The organism is Pseudonocardia sp. ICBG1142, assembly GCF_020496255.1.
Classification (GTDB): Bacteria; Actinomycetota; Actinomycetes; order Mycobacteriales; family Pseudonocardiaceae; genus Pseudonocardia.
In genome coordinates this window covers 1,686,444-1,712,787 of record NZ_JAHLJC010000030.1, presented here as the reverse complement: position 1 = coordinate 1,712,787, position 26,344 = coordinate 1,686,444, and the positions used below count along the sequence as shown (strand labels likewise).

Genomic DNA, 26,344 nt, shown 5'->3' with positions numbered 1-26,344 from the left:
ATGAGCCGCCGCCACGACCACGACGCCGGGGGCGACCCCGAGATCCTCGCCCGCAAGGCGGAGCTGCGCGAGGAGGTCTGGACCGCGCTGACCGAGCAGAAGGTTTCCCGGTTCCCGGGTGCGCGGAACCGGATCTCGAACTTCGTCGGTGCGGAGGCCGCGGCCCGGCGGCTGCGCGAGCTGGACGTGTGGCGTGCCGCCCGCACCGTGAAGTCCAACCCGGACTCCGCACAGCTCCCGGTGCGGCAGTACGCGCTGGAGGACGGCAAGACCGTCTACATGGCCGTCCCCAGGCTGGCCGAGGACGACCCGTTCTTCCTCCTCGACCCCGACCACCTGGCCGACCCGCCGCGCCGGGCCGTGTCGATCAAGAATGCCACCCGGTCGGCCCGCCGCGTCGCCGTCGACGAGCTGGAGCCGGTGGACATCGTGGTCACCGGCTGTGTGGCGGTCGGCGCGGACGGAGCGCGGCTGGGCAAGGGCGGCGGGTTCGCCGACCTCGAGTTCGCGTTGGCCCGCGCGGCCGGGCTGATCTCCGACGACACCCTCGTCGTCACCACCGTGCACGAGCTCCAGCTCCGCGACGCCGGGGTGGTCCCGTGGGCCGACCACGACGCGCCGGTCGACCTCGTCGTCACCCCGGACCGCGTCGTCGACTGCCGGCAGCACCGGCGCCGCCGCCCCGAGGGCGGCATCGTGTGGAGCTCCCTGACCGAGGACAAGATCGCGGCCATTCCGCTGCTGGGACGGCTGCGCGAGGAGGCACGCGCATGAGGATCGTCTGCGAGCGCGGGGACATCACCGAGGCCCGCGTCGACGCCGTCGTCAACGCCGCCAACTCCGGCCTCCGCGGCGGGGGCGGGGTCGACGGCGCCATCCACCGTCGCGGCGGGCCCGCGATCCTGGCCGAGTGCGAGCGGCTGCGTGCCACGGAGCTGCCCGACGGGCTCCCCACCGGCCGGGCCGTCGCGACGACCGCCGGGAACCTGCCCGCCCGCTGGGTGATCCACACCGTCGGCCCGGTGTACGCGAAGTGCGAGGACCGGTCGGCGCTGCTGGCGAGCGCCTACCGCGAGTCGCTGCGGGTCGCCGCCGAGCTCGGCGCCCGGACGGTCGCGTTCCCCGCCGTCTCGGCCGGGATCTACGGGTGGCCGCTCGACGACGCCGCCCGGATCGCCGTCGCCACCGTCCGGGAGGTCGCCGACGCGGGCACCGCGGTGGCCGAGGTCCGGTTCGTCCTGTTCAGCGACGACGTCCTCGCCGCCTTCGAGACCACCCTAGGCTGACCCCATGATCACCGTGAACGGCCACACCCCGCAGGTCCACGAGCAGGCCTGGGTGGCGCCCGGCGCCGTGCTGGCCGGCGAGGTGAGCGTCGGCGCGGAGACCGGGATCTGGTACACCTGCGTGGTCCGGGCCGACCTCGCACCGATCACCCTCGGCGCCCGCACCAACGTCCAGGACGGCTCGGTCCTGCACGCCGACCCCGGCTTCCCCACGACCATCGGCGACGGCGTCACCATCGGCCACCGCGCGGTCGTGCACGGCTGCACGGTGGCCGACGACGTGCTGATCGGCATGGGCGCGGTGCTCATGAACGGGGTGCACGTCGGCGCCGGGTCGCTGATCGCCGCGGGGGCGGTGCTCACCCAGGGCACGGTCGTGCCGCCCGGGTCGCTGGTCGCCGGGGTCCCGGGGAAGGTGCGTCGTGAGCTCGGCGAGGCCGAGCGGGACTCGATCCCGCTGTCGGCCGCCGCCTACGTCCACCTGCTGGGGCTGCACCGCGACGCGAACACCTGACCCACCGATCGGCCCCGGCGGCCGGGACCGGGAACGGGCGGTCAGCCGAGGTCAGCGGCGGGTCAGGCGTCCGGCGAGGGTCGCGACGCCGTCCCCGGTGAGCCGGTCCAGCACGGCGGGGCGCCCGCACACGGCCAGCAGCAGGTCGATCGCGCGTCCCCGCACCGGCGCGCCCTGCCCCGCGTCGAACCCCGCGTCGTCGGCGACGAACCGCAGCCCCGCCACCCGGCGCCGCGTGGTGAACGCGAGCGGGACCGTCCCGACCACGAAGTCGAGCGCGACGCGCACGTCGGCGGGGTCGGGGTCGAACGGCAGCCCGAGCGGGACCACGACGTCGCCGGTGTGCACGATCGCGTCGGTCATCGGGCCCCGCGTCCCGATGCCGGGCGGGGCGACGGAGCTGTCGGCCCGCTCGCGCAGGACCGCGACCAGCTCCTCGACCGGGCGGGTGGCCTCCCGCCGCGCGGCCCGGTCGACGGCCCGGTCCAGGTTCCCCCGTGCCCACAGCACCTGGACCAGGAACGACGGGATCGTCGTGGTCAACGCGGACACCAGGTGTCCGGCGACGGTCCGCACGTCCCACCCGGCGCACAGGCTCGGCGCCGCGAGCTGCGCCGCGTCGAGCGAGGACACCAGGTCGGCGAACGCACGACGACGGCGGGCGGAGATCTCGACGACGGCGGCGTCGGGCAGGTCGGAGGTGGTCACCGCGGCGAGCGTAGGGCAGTTCAGACCCGGCCGTGGAAGGCGCGGATGTGCGCCTCGATCCGGTCCGCCGCCAGCGTCGGGTCGCCGTCGGCGAGGGCCGCGTGGATCTCCCGGTGCTCGGCCCGCAGCCGCTCGCGCAGTGCGGGCCAGTCCCCCTGGGACTGCATCGCCTCGAGCAGCATCCCCCGCACCGACTCCCGGATCGCCCGGGTCAGCTCCCCCACCAGCCGGTTCCCGGCGGCCGCGGCGATGGCGACGTGGAAGGCGATGTCGGCGTCGCTGAACGCGGCCGGATCGAGATCGGCGTCCATGACGTCCAGCGCGGCCGCCCATTCCAGCAGGTCCGACGCCGAGCGCCGACGCGCGGCGAGCCCGGCGGAGAACCGTTCGAGCATGACCCTGGCCTCGGTGACGTCGTCGACCGGGAACGAGTCGACCGCCAGGTGCAGGGCCAGGACCCGGCCGAGCGCCCGCGCCGGGGCCGGCACGACGACCGTCCCGGAGTCGGCGCCGGTGCCCACCTGCGAGCGGATCACACCCTGCGCCTGCAGCACCCGCAGCGCCTCGCGGACCGCCTGGCGGGAGGCGCCCAGCGTCGCGGCGAGCTCGCGCTCCGGCGGGAGCCGGTCCCCCGGGCGCCACTCGCCGCTCGTCAGGCGCTCCTCGACGTGGGCGAGCACCATCTCGTAGGCGGCGGGAACAGGCACGTCGTCCTCCTGCTTGTGTGTGGTCCGACCATACCGTTACCTTGGTCGGACCACACCCTCCGTCCCACCACGTCACCGGAGGCGCCATGCCGATCCCACCGCCCCGCGTCGGCCTCATGGTCACGTGTCTGAACGACGCCCTGTTCCCGGACACCGGCCGGGCCGTCGTGTCCCTGCTCCGCCGGCTCGGCGTCGACGTCGACTTCCCCGCCGCCCAGACCTGCTGCGGGCAGCCGATGGTCAACACCGGCTATCTCGACGAGGCCGTCCCGCTCGTCCGCAACCACCTCGACGCCTTCGCCGGCTACGACGCCGTCCTCGCACCGTCCGGCTCCTGCGCGGGTTCGGTGCGCCACCAGCACGGCCTGGTCGCGCGCCGCTCCGGCGACCCCGGCCTGGTCCGCGGCGTGGAGGCGGCACCGCCGGTCTACGAGCTGAGCGAGTACCTGGTCGACGTGCTCGGCGTCGTCGACGTCGGGGCGTACTTTCCGCACCGCGTCACCTACCACCCGACCTGCCACTCGCTGCGGATGCTCGGGGTCGGCGACCGGCCGACCCGGCTGCTGCGCGCGGTCCGCGGGCTGACCCTGCTCGACCTGCCGGGCGCGGCCGAGTGCTGCGGGTTCGGCGGGACGTTCGCGGTGAAGAACTCCGAGACCTCGATCGCGATGGGCAACGACAAGGCCCGCCACGTCCGGTCGACCGGCGCCGAGGTGCTCGTCGCCGGGGACAACTCCTGCCTGATGCACGTCGGCGGGCTGCTGTCGCGGCAGCGGTCGGGGATGCGGGTCATGCACCTGGCCGAGGTGCTGGCCCAGACCGAGCCGGTGGTCGCCGGGGACGACCGGGCGGGCGACGAGCGCTCCGTCGGCAGCCGTGTCGAGGCACGTTCCGCGGAACTGCGCGCCGGAGGGGTGGCCCGGTGAGCGGCACCTTCCTCGGCACCCCGTCGTTCCCGACCGCGGCGAAGCACGCGCTGGAGGACTCGCAGCTGCGCCGCAACCTCGCGCACGCGACGGGGGTCATCCGCACCAAGCGGGCCGGCGTCGTCGGCGAGGTCGACGACTGGGAGCAGCTGCGGCTGGCCGGTGAGGCGATCAAGAACCGGGTGCTGCGGCACCTGCCCGACTACCTGGAGCAGCTGGAACGCTCACTCACCGCGGCCGGGGCCACCGTGCACTGGGCGCGCGACGCCGCCGAGGCCAACGCCGTCGTCGTCGACATCGCGCGGCGCCACGGCACCGACGAGGTCGTGAAGGTCAAGTCGATAGCCACCCAGGAGATCGACCTCAACTCGGCGCTGGAGGCCGCGGGCATCCACGCCTGGGAGACCGACCTGGCCGAGCTGATCGTGCAGCTCGGCGACGACCTGCCCAGCCACATCCTGGTCCCGGCGATCCACCGCAACCGCGCGGAGATCCGGGAGATCTTCCTGCGCGAGATGGGCCGCGCCGGACGCGCCGCGCCCGCGGACCTGACCGACGAGCCGAAGCGCCTCGCCGCCGCCGCCCGGGAGCACCTGCGGGAGAAGTTCCTGCGGGCGAAGGTGGCGGTGTCGGGGGCGAACTTCGCCGTCGCCGAGACCGGGACGCTCACCGTCGTCGAGTCCGAGGGCAACGGCCGGATGTGCCTGACCCTGCCCGAGGTGCTGGTGTCGGTGGTCGGGATCGAGAAGGTCCTGCCCACCTTCCAGGACCTGGACGTGATGCTGCAGCTGCTCCCCCGGTCCTCGACCGGCGAGCGGATGAACCCCTACACCTCCACCTGGACCGGGGTCACTCCCGGCGACGGGCCGCAGGAGGTGCACGTGGTGCTGCTGGACAACGGCCGTACCGACGTGCTCGCCGACCCGACCGGGCGGCAGGCGCTGCGCTGCATCCGCTGCTCGGCCTGCCTGAACGTGTGCCCGGTCTACGAGCGCACCGGCGGGCACGCCTACGGCTCGGTCTACCCGGGCCCGATCGGCGCGATCCTCACCCCGCAGCTGCGCGGGGTGGGCAGCGACCCGCAGACCGACTCGCTGCCCTACGCCTCCAGCCTGTGCGGGGCGTGCTTCGAGGTCTGCCCGGTCCGCATCGACATCCCCGAGGTGCTGGTGCACCTGCGCGCCGAGGTCGTCGACGCGCACCAGCGGGCGAGCCGGGTGCCCTCGGTGCAGGACGTCGCGATGCGGGCGGCGTCGTGGACGCTGTCCTCGGCGACCCGGACCGGCGCGGCGGAGAAGGCGGCCGGGTTCGGTGGTCGGCTGGTCTCGCGGCTGGGACGCACCACCCCCGGCGGGCGGACCGTGCTGGGCGCGGTCCCCGGTCCGGCGAGCCCGTGGGCGGACTCGCGCGACGTCCCGGTGCCGGCGGAGGAGTCGTTCCGGGAGTGGTGGAAGCGGACGGACGGCGGACGGAGCCGGACCATCAACACCGACGGCGGTCGGAGCCGGACCATCGACACCGACGGCGGCCGGGACGGGGGCGGGGCATGAGCGCGCGTGAGGCGATCCTGGTGAAGGCCCGGCGGGCCCTGTCCGACGTCCCCGACGTCGAGCCGGTGCTCGACGTCGAGGTGGTCCGCCCGGTTCCCGACCGGTCACTGTCGCACGCGCAGGTCGTGGACCTGTTCGACGAGCGGGTCGCGGACTACCGCGCCGTCGTCGAGCGGGCGGGCCCGGACACCGCGGCGGCGCGGGTCGCCGGCGCGCTGGCGGGCCGGACCCCGCTCGCGGGCTCCGGCCCGCTGCGGATCCTGGTGCCACCGGGCTTCCCGGCCGGGCTGGTTCCCGCCGACGTCGAGGTCGTCACCGACGGGCCGGGCGTCGCGGTGGCCGAGCTGGACCGGTGCGACGGCGTGCTGTCGACGGCCGCCATCGGCATCGCCGAGACCGGCACGATCATCCTCGACCACGGACCGGGCCAGGGCCGCCGCGCCGCGACCCTGGTCCCCGACCTGCACGTCTGCGTGATCCGCGCCGACCAGATCGTGGCCGGGGTGCCGGAGGCGGTGGCGGCGCTGGACCCGGTGCGGCCGCACACCTGGATCAGCGGGCCGAGCGCGACCAGCGACATCGAACTGGACCGGGTCGAGGGCGTGCACGGGCCGCGGACACTGCACGTGGTGATCGTCGGGGACTGACACCTCGTCGGGTCCACCGGCCAGGTGGCCCGGCGTCGGGGTGGGGATCCGGAAACGTGATCGTGACACCGGAAGGGCTATCGCGGCCGTCCGGACGGCCGTACGGTCGCCGGCAATGTATACAACGGTTCGACTCGCGGTGGTGCTGCTCGGTGCCCTGCTGCTGACCGGCTGCATCGCCGTGCAGCCGGTGCTGCCGGCACCCCCGCGTCCGGTGGTCCCCGGCGTGGCCGTCTCCCCCGGTACCCCGGTCCGCGACGGCGGTGACCTGGTCATGGGGCTGTCCAGCGAACCCGACCGCCTGGACCCGACCACGTCGTCGTCGCTCTACACGCGCTACGTCATGAGCTCGATCTGCGAGAAGCTCTACGACATCGACGCCGAGGGCACGGTGCTCCCCCAGCTCGCGACCGCGCTGCCGACGGTCAGCGCCGACGGCCGGTCGGTGGAGATCACCGTGCGGGACGGGGTCCGGTTCGCCGACGGCACCCCGCTCGACGCCGCCGCGGTCGTCACCACGCTGCGCCGCCACCTCACGCTGCCGGACTCGAGCCGCCGGTCCGAGCTCGGCCCCGTCGCGGGCATCGACGCGACCGGACCCCGCACGGTGCGGATCCGCTACCAGCGACCGTTCGCGCCGCTGACGGCGTCGTTGGCCGACCGCGCGGGCATGATCATGTCCCCGACCGCGCTGGCCCGGCCCGGCGTCGAGTTCTCCGCCGACCCGGTCTGCGTCGGACCGTTCCGCTTCGCCGAGCGCATCCCGCAGACCTCGATCACCGTCGTGCGGGACCCGCTCTACTACGCCGCCGACGAGGTCCACCTGGAGGCTTATTCAGGCCCCGTGAAATAACGATCTAGCCCGGCGTGTCGGGTTGGGCGACAGCCCGTCCATCGCGAATATTGGTTTGCCGAATCAATCCGAGATGAACGGGCTGCCGCAGTATGTACTATACCACTGGTTTCCGGCGTGATGAAATTCAGGATCTTGTCGCTATAGTGTATGAGCAGGATCAGCGGGACGCGACGGAGGCACGTTTGTCTTGGCCGCCGGTTCTGGGGTTGTTCTGGTCGGTGGTGATCACGTTGGCGTATCTGCGCGGGAATCGTGTGCAGTGGGAGTTGGCGGAAACCTATGGGGTGTCGCAGTCGACGGTTAGTCGAGCGATCACGGGGGTGACACCGTTGCTGGCACAGGCGCTGCGGAGTGTCGTTCCGACGGCAGAGGAGCTTCGTGCCGATCGGCAGTACATCATCGATGGAACCTTGCTGCCCTGCTGGTCATGGGCCGCGGTGCCGGGTCTGTGGTCGGGCAAGCATCGCACCACCGGCGTCGTCGTCCAGGTCGCAGCCACCCTGGAAGGGCAGCTGTCGTGGATCTCCGACCCGACCCCAGGCTCCCGACACGACCTATATTGCCTCGACCAATCCGGCGCCCTCGACCACCTCGCCACATCCCCCCCGATCGGCGATAAAGGATACATCGGGCGCGGCATGCTCACCCCGTTCAAAAAACCACCCGGCCGGGAACTTCTCAACTGGCAAAAAACATTCAACAAGAGCCTCAACCACACACGCGCCACCATCGAACGAGTCATCGCCCATATCAAAACGTGGAAAGTTCTCCACACAGACTACCGGCGGCCCTACGCCACATTTAAAACGACAATCTCGGCAGTCATCGGACTCATCTTCTACACACTTACCTGACGGAGCCTGAATAAGCCTCCAGCAACGGTGTCACCCCCGTGATCGCTCGACTAACCGTCGACTGCGACACCCCATAGGTTTCCGCCAACTCCCACTGCACACGATTCCCGCGCAGATACGCCAACGTGATCACCACCGACCAGAACAACCCCAGAACCGGCGGCCAAGACAAACGTGCCTCCGTCGCGTCCCGCTGATCCTGCTCATACACTATAGCGACAAGATCCTGAATTTCATCACGCCGGAAACCAGTGGTATAGTACATACTGCGGCAGCCCGTTCATCTCGGATTGATTCGGCAAACCAATATTCGCGATGGACGGGCTGTCGCCCAACCCGACACGCCGGGCTAGATCGTTATTTCACGGGGCCTGAATAAGCCTCGATACATCGGGCGCGGCATGCTCACCCCGTTCAAAAAACCACCCGGCCGGGAACTTCTCGACTGGCAAAAAACATTCAACAAGAGCCTCAACCACACACGCGCCACCATCGAACGAGTCATCGCCCATATCAAAACGTGGAAAGTTCTCCACACAGACTACCGGCAGCCCTACGCCACATTTAAAACGACAATCTCGGCAGTCATCGGACTCATCTTCTACACACTTACCTGACGGAGCCTGAATAAGCCTCCTGGACTCGATCACCTACCGGATCATGAACGACGCCAACATCCGGGCGGCGAACCTGCGCAGCGGGGACGTCGACGTGGCCGACACGATCTCCCCGCAGGACGTCGACGCGCTGTCCCGCGAGACCGACGTGAGTGTCCTGCAGATCCCCTCGCTCGGCTACCAGGCGATGACGGTCAACGTCGGCAACACCGCCGGCACCGGGAACCCGCCGGGGCGCATCGACACCCCGCTGGCGCGCGACCCGCGCGTGCGACGGGCGCTCGCCCTGTCGGTGGACCGGACCGTGCTGGTCAACGCGGTGTTCAACAACTGGTACGAGCCCGCCTGCTCGCCGATCCCGCCGGGGAGCACCTACGCGAGCCCGGCGAGCGACGCCTGCCCGCCCTACGACCCGGAGGAGTCCCGCAGGCTGTTGGCCGGTGCCGGGGCCCCGGTGCCGTACCCGGTGACGATGAAGGTCTCCAACTCCCCGGACACGCTGCGGCTGGCCCAGGCGCTGCAGGCCGCGGTCGCCCAGGGCGGGTTCGCGATCACCGTGGAGCCGGTCGAGTACTCCACGCTGCTCGACGTCCAGGACCGTGGCGACTTCGACCTGCTGCAGCTGGGCTGGTCGGGCCGGGTGGACCCGCACGGCAACATCGCCTCGTTCCTCACCACCGGGGCGGGCAGCAACTACTCCGGCTACTCCGACGCAGGCGTCGACGAGCTGATCCGCCGGGCCGCGGCGACGATCGACCCGGCCGCCCGGGCGGCCCTCTACGGACAGGTCGTGGAACGGGTGCAGCGCGACAACCCGATCATCTACCTGTACCGCCTGCGGAACCTCACGGCGCACTCCGCGGACGTCGTCGGCGTGCAGACCTTCGCCGACGGCGTCGTGCGGCTGAGCCGGGCCGCGTTCGTCGACGGCGAGGTGGGCTGACGCTGCGCTACCTGGCGGTGCGGGCCGGGCAGGGCCTGGTCACCCTGCTGCTGGCCTCGGTGGTCGTGTTCGCCGGCGTCCGGGCGCTGCCCGGCGACCCGGCGCTGGCGCTGGCCGGGGAGGAGGCGACACCGGAGACCGTCGCCGCGATCCGCGACCGGCTCGGCCTGGACGGGTCGCTGGTCGAGCAGTACCTGCGGTTCCTGGGCAGCGCGCTGACCGGGGACCTGGGCGAGTCGACCCGGACCGGGACGCCGGTGACCGAGCTGATCGCCGCGACACTGCCGGTCACGGCGTGGCTGTCGCTGTACGCGATCGTCGTCGCCGTCGCCGCCGGGATGGCCGCCGGGACGCTGGCCGCGGTGTACCGCGGACGCGGGGTGGACGCGGCCGTCAGCGGGCTGTCGCTGGTCTCGCTGTCGGTGCCGAACTTCTGGCTCGGACTGTTGGCGATCCTCTACCTCGCGGTCGGGCTCGGGCTGTTCCCCGCCTCGGGCTACGTCGCCGTCACCGAGGACCCGCTGCGCGCGCTGTGGCACCTCACCCTGCCCGCGCTGATCCTCGGGACGGGGCTCGCCGCCATCGTGATGCGCCAGACCCGTGCGTCCATGGTGGACACCCTGACCGCCGACTTCGTGCGTACCGCGCGGGCGAAGGGAGTGTCCCGTGGCGCCGTGGTGCTGCGGCACGCCCTGCGCAACAGCCTGCTCGTGGTCCTGACGATCGTCGGCCTGCAGCTGGGCGGGCTCGTGTCCGGCGCCGTCGTCACCGAGCGGATCTTCGGGCTGCCCGGCTTCGGGAAGCTCACGCTCGACTCGGTCTTCACCCGGGACTACCCGGTGATCCAGGGAGTGGTGCTCGTCGTGACGCTCGCCTACATCGTCATCAACCTGGCGGTCGACGTCCTCTACTCGGTCGTGGACCCGCGGGTCCGGGTCGAGGGGAGGTCGCGATGACCGCCGTCGAACCCGTCGGGCCCCAGCCGACCGCGCCGTCCGGCGGCCGGGTGCTCGCCGCGTTCCTGCGGAGCCGCTCCGGGCTCGTCGGCGGGGTGCTGCTCGTCCTGGTCGTGCTGGCCGCGCTGCTCGCCCCGGTCCTCGCGCCCCACTCCCCCGGCGCGGTGCACTTCGAGACCCCGTTCCAGCTGCCGCGCACCGTCGGGTTCCCGCTGGGCACCGACGACCTGGGCCGCGACGTGCTGTCCCGGATCCTGTACGGCACCCGGGCGTCGTTGCAGGTGGGACTGCTCGCCGTCGCGCTGGCCGTGCTGGTGGGCACGCCGCTGGGGCTCGCCGCCGGATGGTGGCGGGCGGCCGACGTCGTGGTGTCGCGGCTGACCGACCTGACCCTGGCGTTCCCGTTCCTGATCGTCGCGGTGGGACTGGCCGCGATCCACGGCGCGAGCCTGAGCGGCGCGGCGATCGCGCTCGGTGTGGCGCAGGTGCCGACGATGATCCGCGTCGTGCGCGCGGAGACGCTGCGGCTGCGGGAACGGGAGTTCGTGCTGGCGGCGAAGACGATGAACGCCTCGGGACCGCGGGTGCTGCTGACCCACGTCCTGCCCAACGCGGCGTCCTCGGTCATCGTGCAGGCGACCGTGATCATGCCGGTGGCGGTGATCGGCGAGGCGCTGCTGTCGTTCCTCGGCCTCGGGATCCAGCCACCGGACCCGAGCCTGGGCATCATGCTGTCCGACGCCCAGCAGTACCTCTACCGGGCTCCGTGGTCGGCGGTGTTCCCCGGTCTGGCGATCCTGCTGATCTGCCTGGCGTTCAACCTCGTCGGCGACGCGCTGCGCGACGCCCTGTCCCCGGGGGCACGACAGTGAGCGCGCTGCTGGAGCTGCGCGGTCTGCGGGTGGGGTACGCCGACTCCCGCGGCACCGTCACCGACGTGCTGCACGGGGTCGACCTCGCGGTCGGCCGCGGGGAGAAGGTCGCCGTCGTCGGCGGGTCCGGGTCCGGGAAGTCGACCGCCGCGGCGGCCGCGCTCGGCCTGCTGCCGGGGACCGGGCGGGTGACCGGCGGGCGGATCCTCTTCGACGGCGAGGACCTCACCACCGCCGGGGAGGCCCGGCTGCGGGCATTGCGCGGGGCGCGGATCGGTCTCGTCCCGCAGGACCCCATGTCCAACCTGAACCCGGTGCACCGGGTCGGGGCGCAGATCGCCGAGGCCCTGACCACCCACCGGCTGGCGCGCGGCCGGGCGGCGCGGGACCGGGCCGTGGAGCTGATGGCCGAGGCCGGGATCCCGGACCCCGCGCGCCGGGCGCGGCAGTACCCGCACGAGTTCTCGGGAGGCATGCGGCAGCGGGTGCTGATCGCGATGGCGCTCGCCGCGGAGCCGGACCTGCTGCTGGCCGACGAGCCGACCTCGGCCCTCGACGTCACGGTGCAGCGGCGGATCCTCGACCACCTCGCCGGGCTGACCGACGCCCGCGGCACGGCAATGCTGCTCATCACCCACGACCTCGCGCTGGCCGCCGAGCGCGCCGACCGGGTGGTGGTCATGCACGAGGGCCACGTCGTCGAGACCGGGCCGGCCGAGCGCATCCTGACCCGGCCCGACGACGACTACACCCGCCGTCTGGTCGCCGCCGCACCCGCGATCGGCGGCGGGACCCGCGCCGCCGATCCACCCGCGCCGCCGCGACCGGTGCTCGAGGTGACCGGCCTGGTCCGCGAGTTCCGGGTGCGCGGCTCACGTGAACGGGTCCGCGCCGTCGACGACGTGTCGTTCACCGTCGACGCCGGCACCACCACCGCCCTCGTCGGGGAGTCCGGGTCGGGCAAGACGACGACCGCGCGGATCGTCCTCGGGCTGGACCGGCCGACGGCGGGCACCGTGACCGTGGCGGGTACCGATCCGTTCCGCTCGTCACGACGGGACCGGGCGATGGTGCGCCGCACCATGCAGCCGGTGTTCCAGGACCCCTACGGCTCGCTGGACCCCACGTCCACGGTCGCCCGGATCGTCGACGAGCCCTTGCGGGTGCTGCGGATCGGGGACACCGCGTCGCGGCGCGACCGGGTCGCCGAGCTCCTGGACCAGGTGGCCCTGCCGTCGGGAGTGGCAGCACGTCGCCCGGACGAGCTGTCCGGCGGCCAGCGGCAGCGGGTCGCGATCGCCAGGGCGCTGGCCGCCCGGCCGCAGCTGGTCGTGTGCGACGAGGCCGTCTCCGCCCTGGACGTGCTGGTGCAGGAGCAGATCCTGGAGTTGCTGACCGGCCTGCAACGCGACCTGGGGGTCTCGTTGCTGTTCATCACCCACGATCTCGCGGTCGTGCGCCAGGTCGCCCACCGCGTCGTGGTGCTGCGCGCGGGCGCCGTGGTCGAGCAGGGCCCGACCGCACGCGTGGTCGACACCCCCGCGCAGGACTACACCCGCGAGCTGCTCGCCGCGATCCCCGGGCGCGACGTCGGCGCCACCCCCTGACGACCGGACGGGGACGTGCGTCCACACTGCACCGGCGGCGAGGAGGTGGGTCCGGGTGGACGGGCAGGACGGCGGTAACCGGTACGGCTCGGCCGACGGCAAGGCGCGGCGGGTGCTCGCGGCGCTGCGGGCGGACATCGTGACCGGGGTGCTCGCCCAGGGCGAGCGGCTGACCGAGGCCCGGCTGTGCGAGCGCTACCGGGTCTCGCGCGTCCCGGTGCGCGAGGCGCTGCGCACGCTCGCCGTCCAGGGTTTCGTCGAGGTCCGTCCGAATCAGGGTGCCACCGTCGCCACGATCGACGATGCCGACGCCGAGGACCTGTTCGCCGTGCGCGGCACCATCGAGGAGATCGCCGCGGCCCGCTGCGCGGCGCGGGTGGCCGGGGGCGAGGACGCGGTGGTGGACCTGCTGGGGCTGCTCGTCGCCGAGGGCGAGGCCGAGCTGGCGTCCGGCCGGACGGAACGGCTGCCGGAGCTCAACACGCGCTTCCACCTCGCCATCGCCGAGCACAGCGGGTCGGCGTCGCTCCCGTCGCTGCTGCGGCACGTCTCCGACCGGATCGAATGGATCTACGCGATGGGGGTGTCCGTGGCCGGTCCGCGGTCGTGGGCCGAGCACCGGGCCATCCTCGCGGCGATCGCGGCGGGTGATCCGGCGTCGGCGGGGGCCCTGGCCCGGGCACACGTCGAACGCGCCGAGCGCCATCACCGCGGGGTGGGCTGAGCGGGTCGTCGAGCCGTCGGCCTCCCCGGCACCGGACAGTGCCGATCGGCCTCGCCGGCGTGGGCCGGCGTGCGGACCTGCCGCGGACCGTCGGGCCGGGCTGAGGGTCAGTGTTCGTGGGTCCAGGTGTCCGGGGCAGGGTCCAGGTCGACGCCGAGGACGGTGGTGAGCCGGGCGACGGTGAGGTAGTGCCCGACCAGGACGATGACGGTGACCAGGTCGCGGTCGTCGAGGGTCCGGCGTACGGCGGCGAGGACGTCGTCGGGGATCGGGAGGCCGGGGACGAGCAGGTCGACCAGGTCGAGCAGGCGGGCGAACCCGGTGGGCAGCACCGACCGGTCGGCCCCCGCGGTGGTCTCGATGACGGCGATCTGCTCGTCCGACCAGTGCTGACGCGCCTGGTCCAGGTGCTGCCACCGCTCGTAGGCACTTCCGGTGAGGGCGGCGACGCGCAGGATGACCCCTTCGCGCCAGGCGGGCGCCAGCGCGGAGGCGCGCAGGGCGTTGGCCGTCTCCGGCAGGGCCTCGGACAGCCGGGAGTCCATGAGGGTCAGGGTCCGGGTGAGGTTCGAGGGGAACCGTTCGTACTGGGCGCGGTGACGGGGGTCCATGTCGGCGGGCTCGGGCAGCGGGATGCGGGCCATCGCGGGTTCCTCAGGCGACCTGGTCGAGGAACCCGACCAGGTGGCGGGTGACGGTGTCGGGCTTCTCCAACGGTGCGAGGTGGGCGGCGGCGGGCACCACGCGCAGCCGGGCGTCCGGGATGGTGTCGCGCAGCTGCCGGGACGCGGGGACCGGCGAGCTGGAGTCGTGCTCCCCGACCACGACCATCGTCGGGCACGCGATCCGGGGGAGGTCGGCCGCGAGCTCGAAGCCGGCGATCATCTCCCACATCGCGGCGTGCACCTGCGGGTCCTGGGCGAGCAGCGTGCGGGTGGCGCGCTCGACCACGTCCGGGCGCCGGGCGCGGGTGTCGGCGGTGAACCAGTGCCCGAACAGTCCCTCCAGCACCGCCGTCATGCCCTGCGTACGCGCCTGCGCGGCCCGGGCCCGCATCGCCGCGCGGCCGGCGTCGGAGAACGAGGCCGCGGTGTCGATCAACGTCAGCGAGGCCGTGACGCCCGGGTCCGCGACGGCGGTGGCCTGGGCGAGCATCCCGCCCAGTGACAGCCCGACCAGATGGACCCGGTCGGCCTCCAGATTCGCCAGCACTCGGCGCACGAACCCGACCGCGCGATCGAGCTGCCAGTCGCCGGGGTCGCCGGTGGTCCGCCCGTGGCCGGGCAGGTCGACCGCGACGACGTCCCGGTCGGGCGCCAGGGCCGCGATCTGACGATCCCAGTAGGTCAGGTCCAGCCCGGCAGAGTACAGGAGGACCACCGGGGTGCCGCCGCGGGGGCCGGTGCGGACCAGGTTGACGGTCCGCGTCGAGAAGGTGCTGTCGTCCACGACGACGACTGTCACCTGCGGACACCGATCACGTCCAACGATAGGTTTTCCTGAGACCTATTCATCGGATTCATGGATCGGGGAGCGCCGTGGAGCTGCGCCAGCTCGAGATCTTCCTTGCGGTCGCCGACACCGGGAGCTTCACCGCCGCCGCCGAGTCCGTGCACCTCGTGCAGTCGGCGGTCTCGGTCGCGGTCCGGGCGCTCGAACGTGACCTGGGCGCGGTGCTGTTCGAGCGGACCACCCGCCGGGTCGCGCTCACCGACGCGGGCGCGGCCCTGGTCGCGCCCGCCCGCACCACGCTGGCCGCGGCCGCCTCCGCCCGCGACGCCGTCGAGGAGGTGACCGGGGGGATCCGCGGCACCGTCGCCGTCGGGATCATGCACGCCCTGCCCGGTGTCGACCTGGCGGCGCTGCTCCAGCGGTTCCATCAGCAGTGGCCCCGGGTGACGATCCGCCTCGGCACCGCACCCGACGGGACCGTCGGGCTCGTGCGTGGTGTGCGCGAGCACCGCCTCGACCTCGCCCTCGCCGCGGTCGATCCCACGGCGTGCCCACCGGCGATCGAGGCGCACGAGCTGTTCCGGGAACCGATCCGGCTCGCCTGCCCGCCCGGGCACCGGCTCTCCGGTCGTGAGCGTGTGTCCCTCACCGAGCTCCGCGGCGAGTCGTTCATCGATGTCCCTCCCGGCTGGGGCAGCAGGGAGAGCGTCGACCGGGTCCTCGCCGCCCACGGTGTCGCACGCGAGGTGGTCATCGAGGTGGGAGACGTCGCCACCGTCGCCGAACTGGTCCGCGCGAGGCTCGGGCTGGCGCTGATCGCGCCGTCCTCGGCGCCCGAGCCGGTCCGCCGTCGGCTCGTCGACCTCTCACCGCATCCCGAGTTCGTCGTCTCCCTCATCACCGCACGCGACCGGCCCCCGTCCGCCGCCGCCACCCGGCTGATCCGTCTGGTCCGGCACGCCGCCGGGGAGGCCGGCAGCCCGCCTGCCACGCCGTGACCGGGTCGGGACGACCTCCCACGAGCTCACACCCCGTCGTCGCCGAGCGTCCGCACCACCACGGTCGCGATGTCCTCCGCCGAGCGCGACGCCGGGCCCGCGGGGAGCACCAGGTGGCTGACCGTGAGCCGGGCGGCGGTCTCCGCGGCGAGTCGCACGTCGTGCTCGCGGGCCCCGGGCCGGACCCGGCGCAGGTATCCGGCGGACCGCTCGGCCGCGGCCGCGATGATCGGGCCGGAGTCGGTGCCGAACGCGGACGGGACCGCCGCGTCGCCGCTGAGCAGGGCCTTGAGCAGCGGGTTCTCGGCCCCCTCGGTGAGCGCGGCGCCGACGGCGGCGACCCAGGCCGCGTGCAGGTCGGTCTCGCCGTCGAGGGCGGCCTCGATCCGGTCGAGGAACCGGTCGGTGGCCCGCAGCACCAGGGCGGCGGCGAGCCCGTCGCGGTCGCCGAACTCGCTGTAGAGGGTCTGCCGGCTGACCCCGACCCGGCGGGCGAGCTCGGGCATCGACGGGCGTTCCCCCGCGACCGCGAGGCGTTCGGCGACGTCGAGCACCTCGCCGCGCAGCTCGTCGCGGGCTCGCCGCGCCATCGTCCGCCGCTCGCTCATGGCCGACATCATCGCACGGCCCGTCCATCATCTGGACAGTTTCGTCAGAAGTGTCTAACTTCGGCCGGGACACCGCCGTCGACGTCCGAGGAGCAAGCCCGTGAAGCTGGTGCAGCAGGCGCGTGAGCGCTGGTCGTCCGTCCTCACCCTGCCCGCGCCCGAGGCGGTCGACCGGTCGCTGCTGAGCGGTGCGGTGCGCGGCCGGCGCCCCGCGGCGTTCGGCCCGGCACCCGAGGGGCTGCGCGAGGTGCCCGGCGACGACGGGCTCCCCGTTCTCGGTCACGCCCTGACCTACGTCCGGTTCGGGCACCGGTTCACCCGCGCCCGCTCCGAGGCACTCGGCCCGGTCTGGTGGATGCGCACCCCCAACGGCCGGGCGATCGTCGTGACCGGCCCGGCCGCGACCCGGGAGGTGCTCACCAACCGGGACAAGGCGTTCTCCCAGGAGGGGTGGCGCGCGACGGTCGACGCGTTCTTCCACCGCGGGCTGATGCTGCTGGACTTCGACGAGCACCGCGCGCACCGGCGGATCATGCAGGAGGCGTTCACCGCGGACCGGATCTCCCGCTACGTCGCCGCGACCACCCCGGTCGTGCGCGAGGTGCTGCCGACCTGGCCGGAGCGGCTGCGGCTCTACCCGGCGCTCAAGCGGCTCACCCTGGACGTGGCGCAGGCGGTGTTCATGGACGCCCGCTCGGGTCCCGAGGCGGAGGCGGTGAACCGGGCGTTCGTCGACTGCGTCCGGGCGGCGAACTCCTTCGTCCGCAAGGACCTGCCCGGGACCCGCTGGCGGCGCGGGCTGCGCGGACGGGTCGTGCTGGAGAACTGGTTCCGGGAGAACCTGGCGGCCAAGCGCGCGGGCGAGGGGACCGACCTGTTCTCGGCGCTGTGCCACGCCCGCACCGACGACGGCGAGGCGTTCTCCGACGACGACGTCGTCAACCACATGATCTTCCTGATGATGGCCGCCCACGACACCTCCACCACCACCACGGCCTCGGCGGCGCACCACCTCGCCCGCAACCCGGTCTGGCAGGAACGCTGCCGCGCCGAGTCCGACGCGCTCGCCGAGCGGATCGGGGACCGCGTCCCGACCGTGGCCGAGCTGCGCGAGCTGACGTCGCTGGACCTGGTGATCCGGGAGGCGCTGCGGCTCGACGCACCGGTCCCGGTGGTCATGCGGACGGCGGTGAAGGACACCGCGGTGGCCGGGCACCACGTCCCGGCCGGGACGCGGGTCGTCGTCGCGCAGGCGGTGAACCACTACGACCGCTCCTGCTGGACCGACCCGGAGCGCTTCGACCCCGAGCGGTTCGGGCCCGACCGGCGCGAGGACCGCTCCGACCGCGACGCGTGGATCCCGTTCGGCGGCGGCGTGCACAAGTGCATCGGACTGCACTTCGGGACCCTCGAGGTCACCGCCATCCTGCACGAGATGCTGCGCCGGTACCGGTGGGCCGTCGAGCCGTCCTACCGGTTGCGCTGGGACAACACCTCGCTGCCGGTGCCGGTGGGCGGGATCCCGGTGCGGCTCACCCCGCGCTGACGGCCCACTCGTCGCGGGCGATCCGCACGGCCAGCTCCAGCAGCGCGACGGCCGCGGCGTGCAGCCGCTCCCCCACCGCGCGGTCCGCCTCGCCCGCGGCGACCCGTGCCCAGGTGCCCTCCAGCACGACGCCCAGCTTGAACGCGGCCAGCCCCGCGTACCAGGTGATGTCGGTGGTGTCGCGGCCGCCCGCGTCGGTGTAGGCGGCGACGAGCTCGGCCCGGGTGGGGAGACCGCCGTGCCCGGCGAGCTCGGTCCCCGCGCCGAACCCGACCGGGTCGACCGGCCAGGTGACCAGCAGCCAGCCGAGGTCGAGCAGCGGGTCGCCGACGGTGCACATCTCCCAGTCGACGAGTGCGGCCACCCGCGGCCGGGTGCGGTCCAGCAGCACGTTGTTCAGGTGCAGGTCCCCGTGTGCGACGCCCGGTTCCGGCTCGGGCGGGCGGTGACGGGTCAGCCAGTCCGCGGCGACGGCCACGTCGGGCAGGTCGCCGGGGTCGTAGCCGGGCACCTCGGAGTAGGACGCGAGCTGCGCGGTCCAGCGCGGCACCTGCCGTTCCAGGAACGGACCGGGGCGGCGCAGCCCGTCCAGCCCGACCGCGGCCGGGTCGAGGCGGCCGAGCCGGGCCGCGGCCCGGGCCACGTCGAGCACCGCGCCGTGCCGCAGCGCCGGGGTCGCGGCCTGCTCGGGCGAGACCCGCTCGCCGGGGTTGACGCCGTCCACGTCGGTCATCAGGTAGAACGGCCTGCCGAGCACATCGGTGTCGGTGCAGGCGGCGACGAGCTCCGGGTGCGGCACGTCGGTGCCGCGCAGCGCGCCGAGCACGGTGATCTCGCGGGCGATGGTGCGCGCCGATTCCGGTCGCGGGTGCACCGGCGACGAGCGCAGGACCAGCGGTCTGCCGTCGACCACGGTGCGCAGCACCACGTTCTGGGTGCCGCCGCCGACCGGTTCCAGCTCGCCGGACCACTCGCCGAACCCCTGTCCGCGCAGCCACGCCGCGAGCGCGGTCCGGTCGACCACACCCGACGGGTCCGCGGGGCTCACGTCGACCACGCCATGCCGCCGTCGACCTTGATCGTGGCGCCGGTGGTGTACCCGGCGTCCGGGCCGGTCAGGTACAGGATCGCGCCGACGACCTCGGCCGCCTCCCCGACCCGTCCGGCGGGCACGGTGCCGGCGACGTGCGCACGGAACTCCTCGGTCCAGTGCTCGGCGATGTCGGTCCGGACCGGACCGGGCATCACCGTGTTGACCCGCACCGACGGCGCGTACGCGCGGGCCAGCCCGACGGTCAGCGCGTTGAGCCCGGCCTTGGCCAGCGCGTAGGGCAGCTCCCCGGGGCCGGGCATGACCGCCGCGACCGAGGAGACGTTCACGATCGCGCCGCCGCCCGCCGCGGCCATGAGCTCCCCGCAGCGGGCACCGAGCCGGTAGGCGCCGCGCAGGTTCACCGCGAGGACCTTGTCGAACAGCTCCTCGGTGACCTCGGTGAGCGACCCGTAGAGCGGGGACATGCCGGCGTTGTTCACGAGCACGTCGACCCGGCCGTACTCGGCGAGCACCCGGTCCACCAGGTCGTCGCAGTCCGCCCAGCGGCCCACGTGGCAGCCGACGCCGAGCGCCGGCACGCCGTGCCGCGCGGTCAGCTCCGCGGCCAGTGCGGTGCACGCCTCGGCCCGTCGGCTGGCGACGACGACCGTGTCCCCGCGGGCCGCGTACGCCGCGCAGGCCGCCCGTCCGATCCCCCGGCTCCCGCCGGTGACGACGACGACCCGGCCACCCTCCGTCCTGCCGCTCATGTCAGGACGCCCCGGAGCTCCCGGCGTTCCACTCCCGGTCCTTGCGGTCCTCGGACTCGGTGCGCTCCCTGGCGATCTCCAGCGCGCGGGCCGCGGTGGCCCGGTCCGGGTACGGGCCGAGCCGGTCGGCGGACCGGCAGCCGTCGGCGGTCTCCACGGTGCCGTGCTTGAGGCAGTAGAACCATTGCTCGTCGCTCATGGGACCACCCTGGCACCGATCCGCCCCGCCTGTCTCCCGCCGCGCCGCGCCGACGATGGCAGGCTGGGGCCCATGGCACTGGTGCTCGGGGTGGACTCGTCCACCCAGTCCTGCAAGGTCGTCGTCCGCGACGCCGACACCGGCGAGCTCGTCCGGTCCGGGCGCGCCGCGCACCCGGACGGCACGGAGATCGCGCCCCGGCTCTGGTGGGAGGCGCTGCAGGCCGCGATCGACGACGCGGGCGGCCTCGACGGCGTCGCCGCGGTGTCGGTCGCGGGCCAGCAGCACGGCATGGTCTGCCTCGACGAGCGCGGCGAGGTCGTGCGCGACGCGCTGCTGTGGAACGACACCCGCTCGGCGGCGGCCGCCCGCGAGCTCGTCGAGGAGTTCGGCGCGCAGCAGTGGGCGGAGACGACCGGCGTCGTCCCGGTCGCCTCGATCACCCTGGCCAAGCTGCGCTGGCTCGCCGGCCACGAGCCCGAGAACGCCGCCCGGACCGCGGCGGTGTGCCTGCCCCACGACTGGCTGACCTGGCGGCTCCGCGGTGGCGGCGTCCCCGGCGGCGCGGGGCTCGACGAGCTGGTCACCGACCGGTCCGACGCCTCGGGCACCGGCTGGTTCGACGGCGTCGACTACCGCCCCGAACTGCTCGAACGGTTCTTCGGGTCGACACCGACGCTGCCGCGGCTGCTCGGCCCGGCCGAGTCCGTCGACGGGCCGGGCGGGATCCGGGTCGCCGCCGGGGCGGGCGACAACGCGGCCGCCGGGCTGGGGGTCGACGCCGGTGGGGACGTCGTCGTCTCGCTGGGCACCTCCGGCACGGTGTTCGCCCGCTCGGAGCGCCGCGCCCAGGACCCGTCCGGGATCGTGGCCGGGTTCTCCGACGCCACCGGCGCCTACCTCCCGCTGGTGTGCACGCTCAATGCCTCCCGGGTGCTGGATGCGACCCGGCGGTTCCTCGGGGTGGACCACGACGAGCTGGGCCGCCTGGCGCTCGCCGCCGAGCCGGGCGCGGGCGGGCTGGTCGTGGTGCCCTACCTGGAGGGCGAGCGGACCCCGAACCTGCCCGACGCGACCGGCGCGCTGCACGGCTGGACGCTGGCGTCGGGGACCCGGGAGAACCTGGCCCGGGCCGCGATCGAGGGCATGCTGTCCGCGCAGCGGGTCGGGCTGGAGGCGCTGCGCGAGCAGGGCGTCACCGTGTCCGGGGTGACGCTGGTCGGCGGGGCGGCCCGCTCCGAGGCGGTCTGCCGGATCGCCGCGCAGGTGTTCGAGGTGCCGGTCCGGGTGCCCGAACCCGGTGAGTACGTGGCCGACGGCGCCGCCCGGCAGGCCGCGTGGGCGCTGCACGGCGGGGCGACCCCGCCGTCGTGGAGCGCCGGGGCGGAACCGGCGCGCTACGAGGCCGAGCCCGCTCCGGCGGCGTGGGAGCGCTACCGCGAGGCGGCGGGGGCGTTCCTGGACCGGGTCGCGGCATGACCACCGAGGGCCCGAAGCGGCTCCTGGTCCTCGGCAAGATCACCGACATCCTGGACGCGTTCACCCTGCAGCGCCCGGTGCTCGGGCTGGGCGAGATCCAGCAGGCGACCGGCATCCCGACCTCGACGGTGCAGCGCCTGGTGTCCAACATGGTCGCCGAGGGGCTGCTGGACCGGGTCGGGGACCGGGTCCGGATCGGGATCCGGATGGCCTACTGGGCCGGAGCCGCGGCCCGCGGGGTCGACCTGCTCGAGCTCGCCGGGCCACTGCTGCGCGAGCTGCGCGACACCACCGGGGAGACGGCGGCGCTGTTCCGGGCCGAGGGCGGGCACCGGGTGTGCGTCGCCGTCGCCGAGACCCGGCACGCGCTGCGCCGGGAGATGCACGTCGGGCGGATCGTGCCGCTGCACACCGGCTCGGCCGGACGGGTGCTGCTGGCCTGGGCCCCCGAGCTGGCCGAGCAGGTGCTCGCCGGTCCCCTGGAGCCCCTCACCGACCACACGGTGACCAGCCCGCAGCGGCTGCGCGAGCTGCTCGCCGACACCCGTCGCGACGGGTTCGCGATCACCGTCGCCGAGCGCGACGACGGCGGCTCCGGGCTCTCCGCCCCCGTCTTCGACCACGCCGGCGAGGTCGCGGCGGCGCTCACGATCAGCGGACCGACCATCCGGTTCGGCCGCTCGGAGTGCGAGAAGTGCGTGGACCTGCTGGTCGGGGCCGCGGAGCGGCTCACCCGGACCCTCGGCGGGCGCCCGCCGGGCTGACCCGGCGCGCGCCGGAGGCTCAGCCGCGGGGCCCCGCCGTCCAGGGGAACGCCGTGGCGTTCGAGCGGACGCCGCGCGCGGTCGCCGAGCGCATCGGCTCCCCCAGCTCGGCGAGCAGGTCCTCCGACCACGTCACGAGCCCGGCCAGCACGGCGGGGGTCAGCCAGTCCGGGCGCAGCGCGAACAGCAGGTCCTCGCTGGCGGTGTTGCCACTGGCCCCGGGCGCGAACGGGCAGCCACCGAGGCCGCCCAGCGCGCCGTCGAGGACGGTCGCGCCGTGCTGCACGGCGGCGAGGGCGTTCGCGACGCCCTGGCCCCAGGTGTCGTGGCCGTGGAAGGCGACGCGGCGGCCGTCGGCGACCGCCGCGACGCGCCCGACCAGCGACCCGACCTCGGCCGGGTTCGCTTGCCCGAGCGTGTCGCAGACGACGACGTCGCAGGAGCCCGCGGTGCGCGGGTCGGCGACGATCCCGAGCACCCGGTCCGGGTCAACGGGCCCGTCGAACGGGCAGGTGAACGCCGTCGCCAGGCACAGCTGGATGCGTCCGCCCGCGGCGCGCGCGTACTCGACGGCCTGCGGCATCGCGTCGAGGGAGACGGCGGTGTCGCGGCCGACGTTGGCGTTGTTGTGCGCGTCGGACACGGAGAAGCAGTACTGGACGTTGCGCGCACCGGCCGCCACCGCCCTCTGCACGTGCCGCGGCGTCGCCACCCACACCCAGCAGCGCTCCAGCTCCTCCGGCGTGAGCGCGGCGACGACGTCGAGGGTGTCGGCCAGCGGCGGCACCAGGTCACCGCGGGCCAGCGACCCGATCTCCAGCTCCGGCACGCCCGCACCGAGCAGCGCGCGGACCAGCTCGACCTTGCGGTCGGTGGGCAGCGGCTTGCCGGTGAGCTGCAGCCCGTCGCGCAGCGTGACGTCCCGCAGGACGATCCCGTCGGTGCTCATGCGTCCTCCCCCGATGCGGCCCGGATCGTGTCCGGGGTGTACCCGAGCAGACCCCCGAGCACGTCGTGTGTGTCGGCGCCCAGGTCGGGCCCGACCGAGCGGACCGGGACCGAGCGGTCGCCCAGCACCGGCACGATGCCGGGGAACCCGACGCGGGCGGGCTCGTCACCGCCGGTGTCGACGTCGAAGTACTGGACCATGTCGCGGGCGCGGAACTGCTCGTCGGCGACGATGTCGGCGGCGGAGTGGATCGGCCCGGCCGGGACCCCGGCCTCCTCCAGCTTCGCGAGGACCTCGTCGCGGGGCAGCGAGCGGGTCCAGGCCTCGATGGCGCCGTCGAGCTCGTCGCGGCGCGCCCAGCGGCCGGCGTTGGTGGCCAGCTCCGGGTCCGTCCCGAGGTCGGCGCGGCCGATGACGGTCATGAGCCGGCCGAAGATGGAGTCGCCGTTGCCGGCGACGACGACGCTGCCGCCGCAGGCGCAGACGTAGGCGTTGGACGGGGCGATGCCCTCCATCCGCCCGCCGACCCGACGCCGCTCGACGCCGTAGGCGAGGTGGTCGGGGACGAGCGACTCCATCATCGAGAACACGGCCTCGTTGAGCGCGACGTCCATGCAGCGCCGGTCCAGGCCGGGCCGGTCGGCGCGGCTCTCGCGCTGGTAGAGGCCCATCATCGCGGAGAACGCACCGTAGAGCCCGGCGATCGAGTCCCCGATCGACACCCCCGTCCGCGACGGCGGCCGGTCGGCCTCCCCGACCAGCGCGCGCAGCCCGCCCATCGCCTCGGCGACGGCGGCGAACCCCGGCCGCGACGACAGCGGTCCGGTCTGCCCGAACGCGGAGATCCGCACGAGCACGACGTCGGGGTTGACGGCGTCGAGCTCGGCCGGGCCCAGTCCCCAGCGCTCCAGCGTGCCGGGCCGGAAGTTCTCCAGCACCACGTCGGAGCGGGCGGCCAGGTCCAGTACCGCCTGCTTCCCCGCGGCCGAGCGCATGTCGAGGGTGACCGAGCGCTTGTTGCGGTTCAGCGTCCGGTACAGCATCGAGGTGTCCCCGGCGTAGAGCCGCCAGTTGCGGACCTCGTCGCCCGTCCCGGGGCGCTCGACCTTGATCACCTCGGCGCCGAAGTCGGCGAGCAGGCGACCGGCGGTGGGGGCGGCGATGTAGTTGCCGAGCTCGAGCACCCGGACCCCGGACAGCGGAAGTTGCGACACGACTCTCCCTAGACGACGAGCGACAGCGGCAGGATCACGATGATCGCCACGACCGAGGCGATCGAGACCCCGACCGAGCAGGTCTTGAGCGTCCCCCGCACGGACTGCCCGAGCAGCGACTGCAGCAGCCAGAACGTGTTCGACGTGACGTGCACGGCGAACAACGCGCCGGCTCCGGCCGCGAGCGCGATCAACACGGGGGCCAGGCCGATCACCGGGGCGACCGGGGCGAGCACGCCGGCCGCGGTGATCGCCGAGATCGTCACCGACCCGATCGCGACGTGCAGCACGGCGGCGATCAGCCACACCATCAGCAGCGGGGCGGCGGTGCTCGCGGAGAAGAAGCGACCGAGGATCTCGCCCAGCCCGGCCTCGCCGATCGTGGTGGCGAGCGAGCCGCCGACCCCGGTGAGGATGAGGATCTGCCCGCTCTCGCGGAACCCGTCGGTCACGGCGGACTCCACCATCTCGCGCCCGTGGGCGACCCCGACGACGGCGGTGGTCCCGATCAGCGCGAGCAGCAGCGCGATCACCGGCTCACCCAGGAACGCGAGCACCGGGTGGGTCACCCCGGCGGCGTCGAGGACGGCGCCCGCGGCGATGAGCAGCAGGCCCACCAGCAGCGGCCCGAACAGCAGGGCCAGCGGGAGCTCGCGACGCGCGGTGCCGGACACCGCGGTGCCGGCGGCCGCCCCGCCCGCCCGACCGGCGCCGCCGGCACCACCACCCGGGGCCCCCTGCCCGGCCCCGGGGCCCGGAACAGCTCCCCCCGACGGCGGGAGGTCCCCGCTGGGACCGTCACCGGGTGGGGCGGCGTCGGCCGGAGAGGGGACGGCCGCGGCGGCGTCGGTCGCGGCGGCGTGCGGGGCGACGGCCCCCGGTCCGCCGGGTACGCCCGCGGCGACCGGTTCCTGCTCGTCGCGCGCCGGGTCCCACCAGCCGCGACGCAGCAGCACGGACATGATCGCGGTGGCGATGAGCACCGTCGGCACGACGACGACCAGGCCCAGGATCAGCATCTGGCCCAGCGGCACCCCGAGCACACCGGCGAGCGCGACCGCGCCGACCCCGGGGACCATGAACACGATCCCGCACTCCAGGCCGATCGCGAGCGCGGTCGCCATCCGTGGCAGTCCCCGGTCCCCGATGCGCGGGGCGATCCGGCGGGCCAGCGGCGCGGAGATGACGAGCAGCACGTCGACGAAGATCGACTGGAGTGCGGTGGAGACGGTGACGGCCGTGGCGTAGGGCATCCCGCGCGGACCGCAGGCCGCCAGCAGCGCCGAGACCAGCCGTTCGATGGCGCCCGCGTGGTGCAGCATCGCCCCGGTCAGGACGCCGAAGGCGATGAGCAGCCCGACGTCGGCCAGGATGTCGCCGAACCCGCCGGTGACCGCGTCGACCGTCCCCGTCACCCCCAGGCCGGCGGTCAGACCCAGGTAGACGGCGCCGATCACGAGCGAGATCACCGGGTTGAGCCGGAACCTCACGATCAGCACGACGACGGCGAGCACGGCGACAGCCGTGTTCACCACGATGACGGTGTCCGACACGATGGTCCCCCT

30 protein-coding genes are annotated in these 26,344 nt (G+C 73.9%); 18 read left to right on the top strand and 12 right to left on the bottom strand.

The annotated features are described in order from the left end of the window. From KPL59_RS22555 to KPL59_RS22545, 3 genes are read left to right on the top strand one after another with little or no spacing between them, the layout of a single operon-like run. A complete protein-coding gene (locus KPL59_RS22555) occupies positions 1 to 774 on the top strand; it encodes a 5-formyltetrahydrofolate cyclo-ligase (protein ID WP_020627881.1) in 774 nt (257 codons plus the stop codon). After that, positions 771 to 1,286: an O-acetyl-ADP-ribose deacetylase gene (locus tag KPL59_RS22550; RefSeq protein ID WP_226361883.1), complete on the top strand. Its 516-nt coding sequence runs from the start codon at positions 771 to 773 to the stop codon at positions 1,284 to 1,286. Before KPL59_RS22555 ends, KPL59_RS22550 begins: the two co-directional genes overlap by 4 nt. Before the next feature lie 4 nt (positions 1,287 to 1,290). Continuing rightward, positions 1,291 to 1,800 (top strand): gamma carbonic anhydrase family protein, encoded by a 510-nt coding sequence (locus KPL59_RS22545; RefSeq protein ID WP_075306893.1) that lies wholly within the window; start codon positions 1,291 to 1,293, stop codon positions 1,798 to 1,800. 51 nt (positions 1,801 to 1,851) lie between these two features. Here the strand turns inward: KPL59_RS22545 and KPL59_RS22540 are convergent, their stop codons facing one another. Then, entirely contained in the window at positions 1,852 to 2,508 is a 657-nt protein-coding gene (locus KPL59_RS22540) for a maleylpyruvate isomerase family mycothiol-dependent enzyme (RefSeq protein WP_226361882.1), read from the bottom strand. 20 nt (positions 2,509 to 2,528) lie between these two features. Continuing rightward, a complete protein-coding gene (locus KPL59_RS22535) occupies positions 2,529 to 3,215 on the bottom strand; it encodes a FadR/GntR family transcriptional regulator (protein ID WP_226358288.1) in 687 nt (228 codons plus the stop codon). Positions 3,216 to 3,301: 86 nt separating this feature from the next. On the opposite strand from KPL59_RS22535, the gene KPL59_RS22530 reads away from it, so the two are divergent. The 5 genes from KPL59_RS22530 to KPL59_RS22510 all read left to right on the top strand — a co-directional run bounded on the left by KPL59_RS22530 (position 3,302) and on the right by KPL59_RS22510 (position 8,048). Further along, entirely contained in the window at positions 3,302 to 4,141 is an 840-nt protein-coding gene (locus KPL59_RS22530) for a (Fe-S)-binding protein (protein WP_226361881.1), read from the top strand. Further along, positions 4,138 to 5,691 carry a lactate utilization protein B gene (locus tag KPL59_RS22525; RefSeq protein WP_226361880.1) on the top strand — a complete coding sequence of 518 codons (1,554 nt, stop codon included), beginning with the start codon at positions 4,138 to 4,140 and terminating at the stop codon, positions 5,689 to 5,691. The genes KPL59_RS22530 and KPL59_RS22525 overlap by 4 nt, the downstream gene beginning before the upstream one ends. Continuing rightward, on the top strand, positions 5,688 to 6,338 hold the full coding sequence (locus KPL59_RS22520) for an LUD domain-containing protein (RefSeq protein WP_226358291.1): 651 nt from the start codon (positions 5,688 to 5,690) through the stop codon (positions 6,336 to 6,338). Before KPL59_RS22525 ends, KPL59_RS22520 begins: the two co-directional genes overlap by 4 nt. Before the next feature lie 115 nt (positions 6,339 to 6,453). Beyond that, positions 6,454 to 7,191: an ABC transporter substrate-binding protein gene (locus tag KPL59_RS22515; RefSeq protein ID WP_226361879.1), complete on the top strand. Its 738-nt coding sequence runs from the start codon at positions 6,454 to 6,456 to the stop codon at positions 7,189 to 7,191. A gap of 92 nt (positions 7,192 to 7,283) precedes the next feature. Next, entirely contained in the window at positions 7,284 to 8,048 is a 765-nt protein-coding gene (locus tag KPL59_RS22510) for a transposase (protein ID WP_226361878.1), read from the top strand. On the opposite strand, the gene KPL59_RS22505 is transcribed toward KPL59_RS22510, so the two are convergent. Further along, positions 8,041 to 8,313 carry a transposase family protein gene (locus tag KPL59_RS22505; RefSeq protein ID WP_226361877.1) on the bottom strand — a complete coding sequence of 91 codons (273 nt, stop codon included), beginning with the start codon at positions 8,311 to 8,313 and terminating at the stop codon, positions 8,041 to 8,043. The two genes, KPL59_RS22510 and KPL59_RS22505, sit on opposite strands and share 8 nt — an antisense overlap. An 88-nt stretch (positions 8,314 to 8,401) precedes the next feature. Between KPL59_RS22505 and KPL59_RS22500 the strand changes: the two genes are divergently transcribed. From KPL59_RS22500 to KPL59_RS37100, 6 genes are read left to right on the top strand one after another with little or no spacing between them, the layout of a single operon-like run. Beyond that, entirely contained in the window at positions 8,402 to 8,665 is a 264-nt protein-coding gene (locus tag KPL59_RS22500) for a transposase family protein (protein WP_308187941.1), read from the top strand. Positions 8,666 to 8,675: 10 nt separating this feature from the next. Continuing rightward, positions 8,676 to 9,608, top strand: a complete 933-nt coding sequence (locus tag KPL59_RS22495; protein ID WP_308187940.1) for an ABC transporter substrate-binding protein — start codon at positions 8,676 to 8,678, stop codon at positions 9,606 to 9,608. Continuing rightward, a complete protein-coding gene (locus KPL59_RS22490; protein WP_308187939.1) occupies positions 9,605 to 10,564 on the top strand; it encodes an ABC transporter permease in 960 nt (319 codons plus the stop codon). Before KPL59_RS22495 ends, KPL59_RS22490 begins: the two co-directional genes overlap by 4 nt. Next, a complete protein-coding gene (locus tag KPL59_RS22485) occupies positions 10,561 to 11,436 on the top strand; it encodes an ABC transporter permease (RefSeq protein WP_149664376.1) in 876 nt (291 codons plus the stop codon). Before KPL59_RS22490 ends, KPL59_RS22485 begins: the two co-directional genes overlap by 4 nt. After that, the gene (locus KPL59_RS22480) at positions 11,433 to 13,043 is read left to right on the top strand and encodes an ABC transporter ATP-binding protein (RefSeq protein ID WP_226361875.1); all 1,611 of its coding nucleotides are present in this window, start codon (positions 11,433 to 11,435) and stop codon (positions 13,041 to 13,043) included. The genes KPL59_RS22485 and KPL59_RS22480 overlap by 4 nt, the downstream gene beginning before the upstream one ends. A gap of 55 nt (positions 13,044 to 13,098) precedes the next feature. After that, positions 13,099 to 13,767 carry a GntR family transcriptional regulator gene (locus KPL59_RS37100; protein ID WP_020627892.1) on the top strand — a complete coding sequence of 223 codons (669 nt, stop codon included), beginning with the start codon at positions 13,099 to 13,101 and terminating at the stop codon, positions 13,765 to 13,767. 107 nt (positions 13,768 to 13,874) lie between these two features. Here KPL59_RS37100 and KPL59_RS22470 read toward each other — a convergent pair whose 3' ends face one another. Continuing rightward, the gene (locus KPL59_RS22470; protein WP_226352471.1) at positions 13,875 to 14,411 is read right to left on the bottom strand and encodes a carboxymuconolactone decarboxylase family protein; all 537 of its coding nucleotides are present in this window, start codon (positions 14,409 to 14,411) and stop codon (positions 13,875 to 13,877) included. 10 nt (positions 14,412 to 14,421) lie between these two features. Next, positions 14,422 to 15,216, bottom strand: a complete 795-nt coding sequence (locus KPL59_RS22465) for an alpha/beta fold hydrolase (protein WP_226361874.1) — start codon at positions 15,214 to 15,216, stop codon at positions 14,422 to 14,424. Positions 15,217 to 15,305: 89 nt separating this feature from the next. On the opposite strand from KPL59_RS22465, the gene KPL59_RS22460 reads away from it, so the two are divergent. Further along, positions 15,306 to 16,217 (top strand): LysR family transcriptional regulator, encoded by a 912-nt coding sequence (locus tag KPL59_RS22460; protein WP_226352473.1) that lies wholly within the window; start codon positions 15,306 to 15,308, stop codon positions 16,215 to 16,217. A gap of 26 nt (positions 16,218 to 16,243) precedes the next feature. On the opposite strand, the gene KPL59_RS22455 is transcribed toward KPL59_RS22460, so the two are convergent. Then, positions 16,244 to 16,825 (bottom strand): TetR family transcriptional regulator, encoded by a 582-nt coding sequence (locus KPL59_RS22455; protein WP_158071502.1) that lies wholly within the window; start codon positions 16,823 to 16,825, stop codon positions 16,244 to 16,246. 100 nt (positions 16,826 to 16,925) lie between these two features. Between KPL59_RS22455 and KPL59_RS22450 the strand changes: the two genes are divergently transcribed. Continuing rightward, complete coding sequence (locus KPL59_RS22450) at positions 16,926 to 18,371, top strand: cytochrome P450 (RefSeq protein WP_226352474.1); 1,446 nt, start codon at positions 16,926 to 16,928, stop codon at positions 18,369 to 18,371. Here KPL59_RS22450 and KPL59_RS22445 read toward each other — a convergent pair. The 3 genes from KPL59_RS22445 to KPL59_RS22435 are packed head-to-tail and all read right to left on the bottom strand — an operon-like array spanning position 18,358 to position 20,373. Then, positions 18,358 to 19,428 carry a phosphotransferase family protein gene (locus KPL59_RS22445; protein WP_226361873.1) on the bottom strand — a complete coding sequence of 357 codons (1,071 nt, stop codon included), beginning with the start codon at positions 19,426 to 19,428 and terminating at the stop codon, positions 18,358 to 18,360. The genes KPL59_RS22450 and KPL59_RS22445 overlap by 14 nt on opposite strands. Beyond that, positions 19,416 to 20,174, bottom strand: a complete 759-nt coding sequence (locus KPL59_RS22440; RefSeq protein WP_226361872.1) for an SDR family NAD(P)-dependent oxidoreductase — start codon at positions 20,172 to 20,174, stop codon at positions 19,416 to 19,418. The genes KPL59_RS22445 and KPL59_RS22440 overlap by 13 nt, the downstream gene beginning before the upstream one ends. Before the next feature lies 1 nt (position 20,175). Next, entirely contained in the window at positions 20,176 to 20,373 is a 198-nt protein-coding gene (locus KPL59_RS22435) for a hypothetical protein (RefSeq protein ID WP_020627900.1), read from the bottom strand. Between the two features lie 72 nt (positions 20,374 to 20,445). Between KPL59_RS22435 and xylB the strand changes: the two genes are divergently transcribed. Then, complete coding sequence (xylB, locus tag KPL59_RS22430) at positions 20,446 to 21,852, top strand: xylulokinase (protein WP_226361871.1); 1,407 nt, start codon at positions 20,446 to 20,448, stop codon at positions 21,850 to 21,852. After that, positions 21,849 to 22,616 (top strand): IclR family transcriptional regulator, encoded by a 768-nt coding sequence (locus KPL59_RS22425; RefSeq protein WP_020627902.1) that lies wholly within the window; start codon positions 21,849 to 21,851, stop codon positions 22,614 to 22,616. Before xylB ends, KPL59_RS22425 begins: the two co-directional genes overlap by 4 nt. Positions 22,617 to 22,635: 19 nt before the next feature. On the opposite strand, the gene KPL59_RS22420 is transcribed toward KPL59_RS22425, so the two are convergent. Genes KPL59_RS22420 through KPL59_RS22410 form a run of 3 tightly spaced genes read right to left on the bottom strand, consistent with a single transcriptional unit; the run spans position 22,636 to position 26,332 of the window. After that, on the bottom strand, positions 22,636 to 23,565 hold the full coding sequence (locus KPL59_RS22420) for a hydroxymethylglutaryl-CoA lyase (RefSeq protein WP_226361870.1): 930 nt from the start codon (positions 23,563 to 23,565) through the stop codon (positions 22,636 to 22,638). Continuing rightward, positions 23,562 to 24,779, bottom strand: coding sequence for a CaiB/BaiF CoA-transferase family protein (locus KPL59_RS22415; RefSeq protein WP_226352478.1), 1,218 nt, complete (start codon positions 24,777 to 24,779; stop codon positions 23,562 to 23,564). Before KPL59_RS22415 ends, KPL59_RS22420 begins: the two co-directional genes overlap by 4 nt. A gap of 8 nt (positions 24,780 to 24,787) precedes the next feature. Continuing rightward, positions 24,788 to 26,332 (bottom strand): GntP family permease, encoded by a 1,545-nt coding sequence (locus KPL59_RS22410; protein WP_226361869.1) that lies wholly within the window; start codon positions 26,330 to 26,332, stop codon positions 24,788 to 24,790. Positions 26,333 to 26,344: the final 12 nt, after the last annotated feature.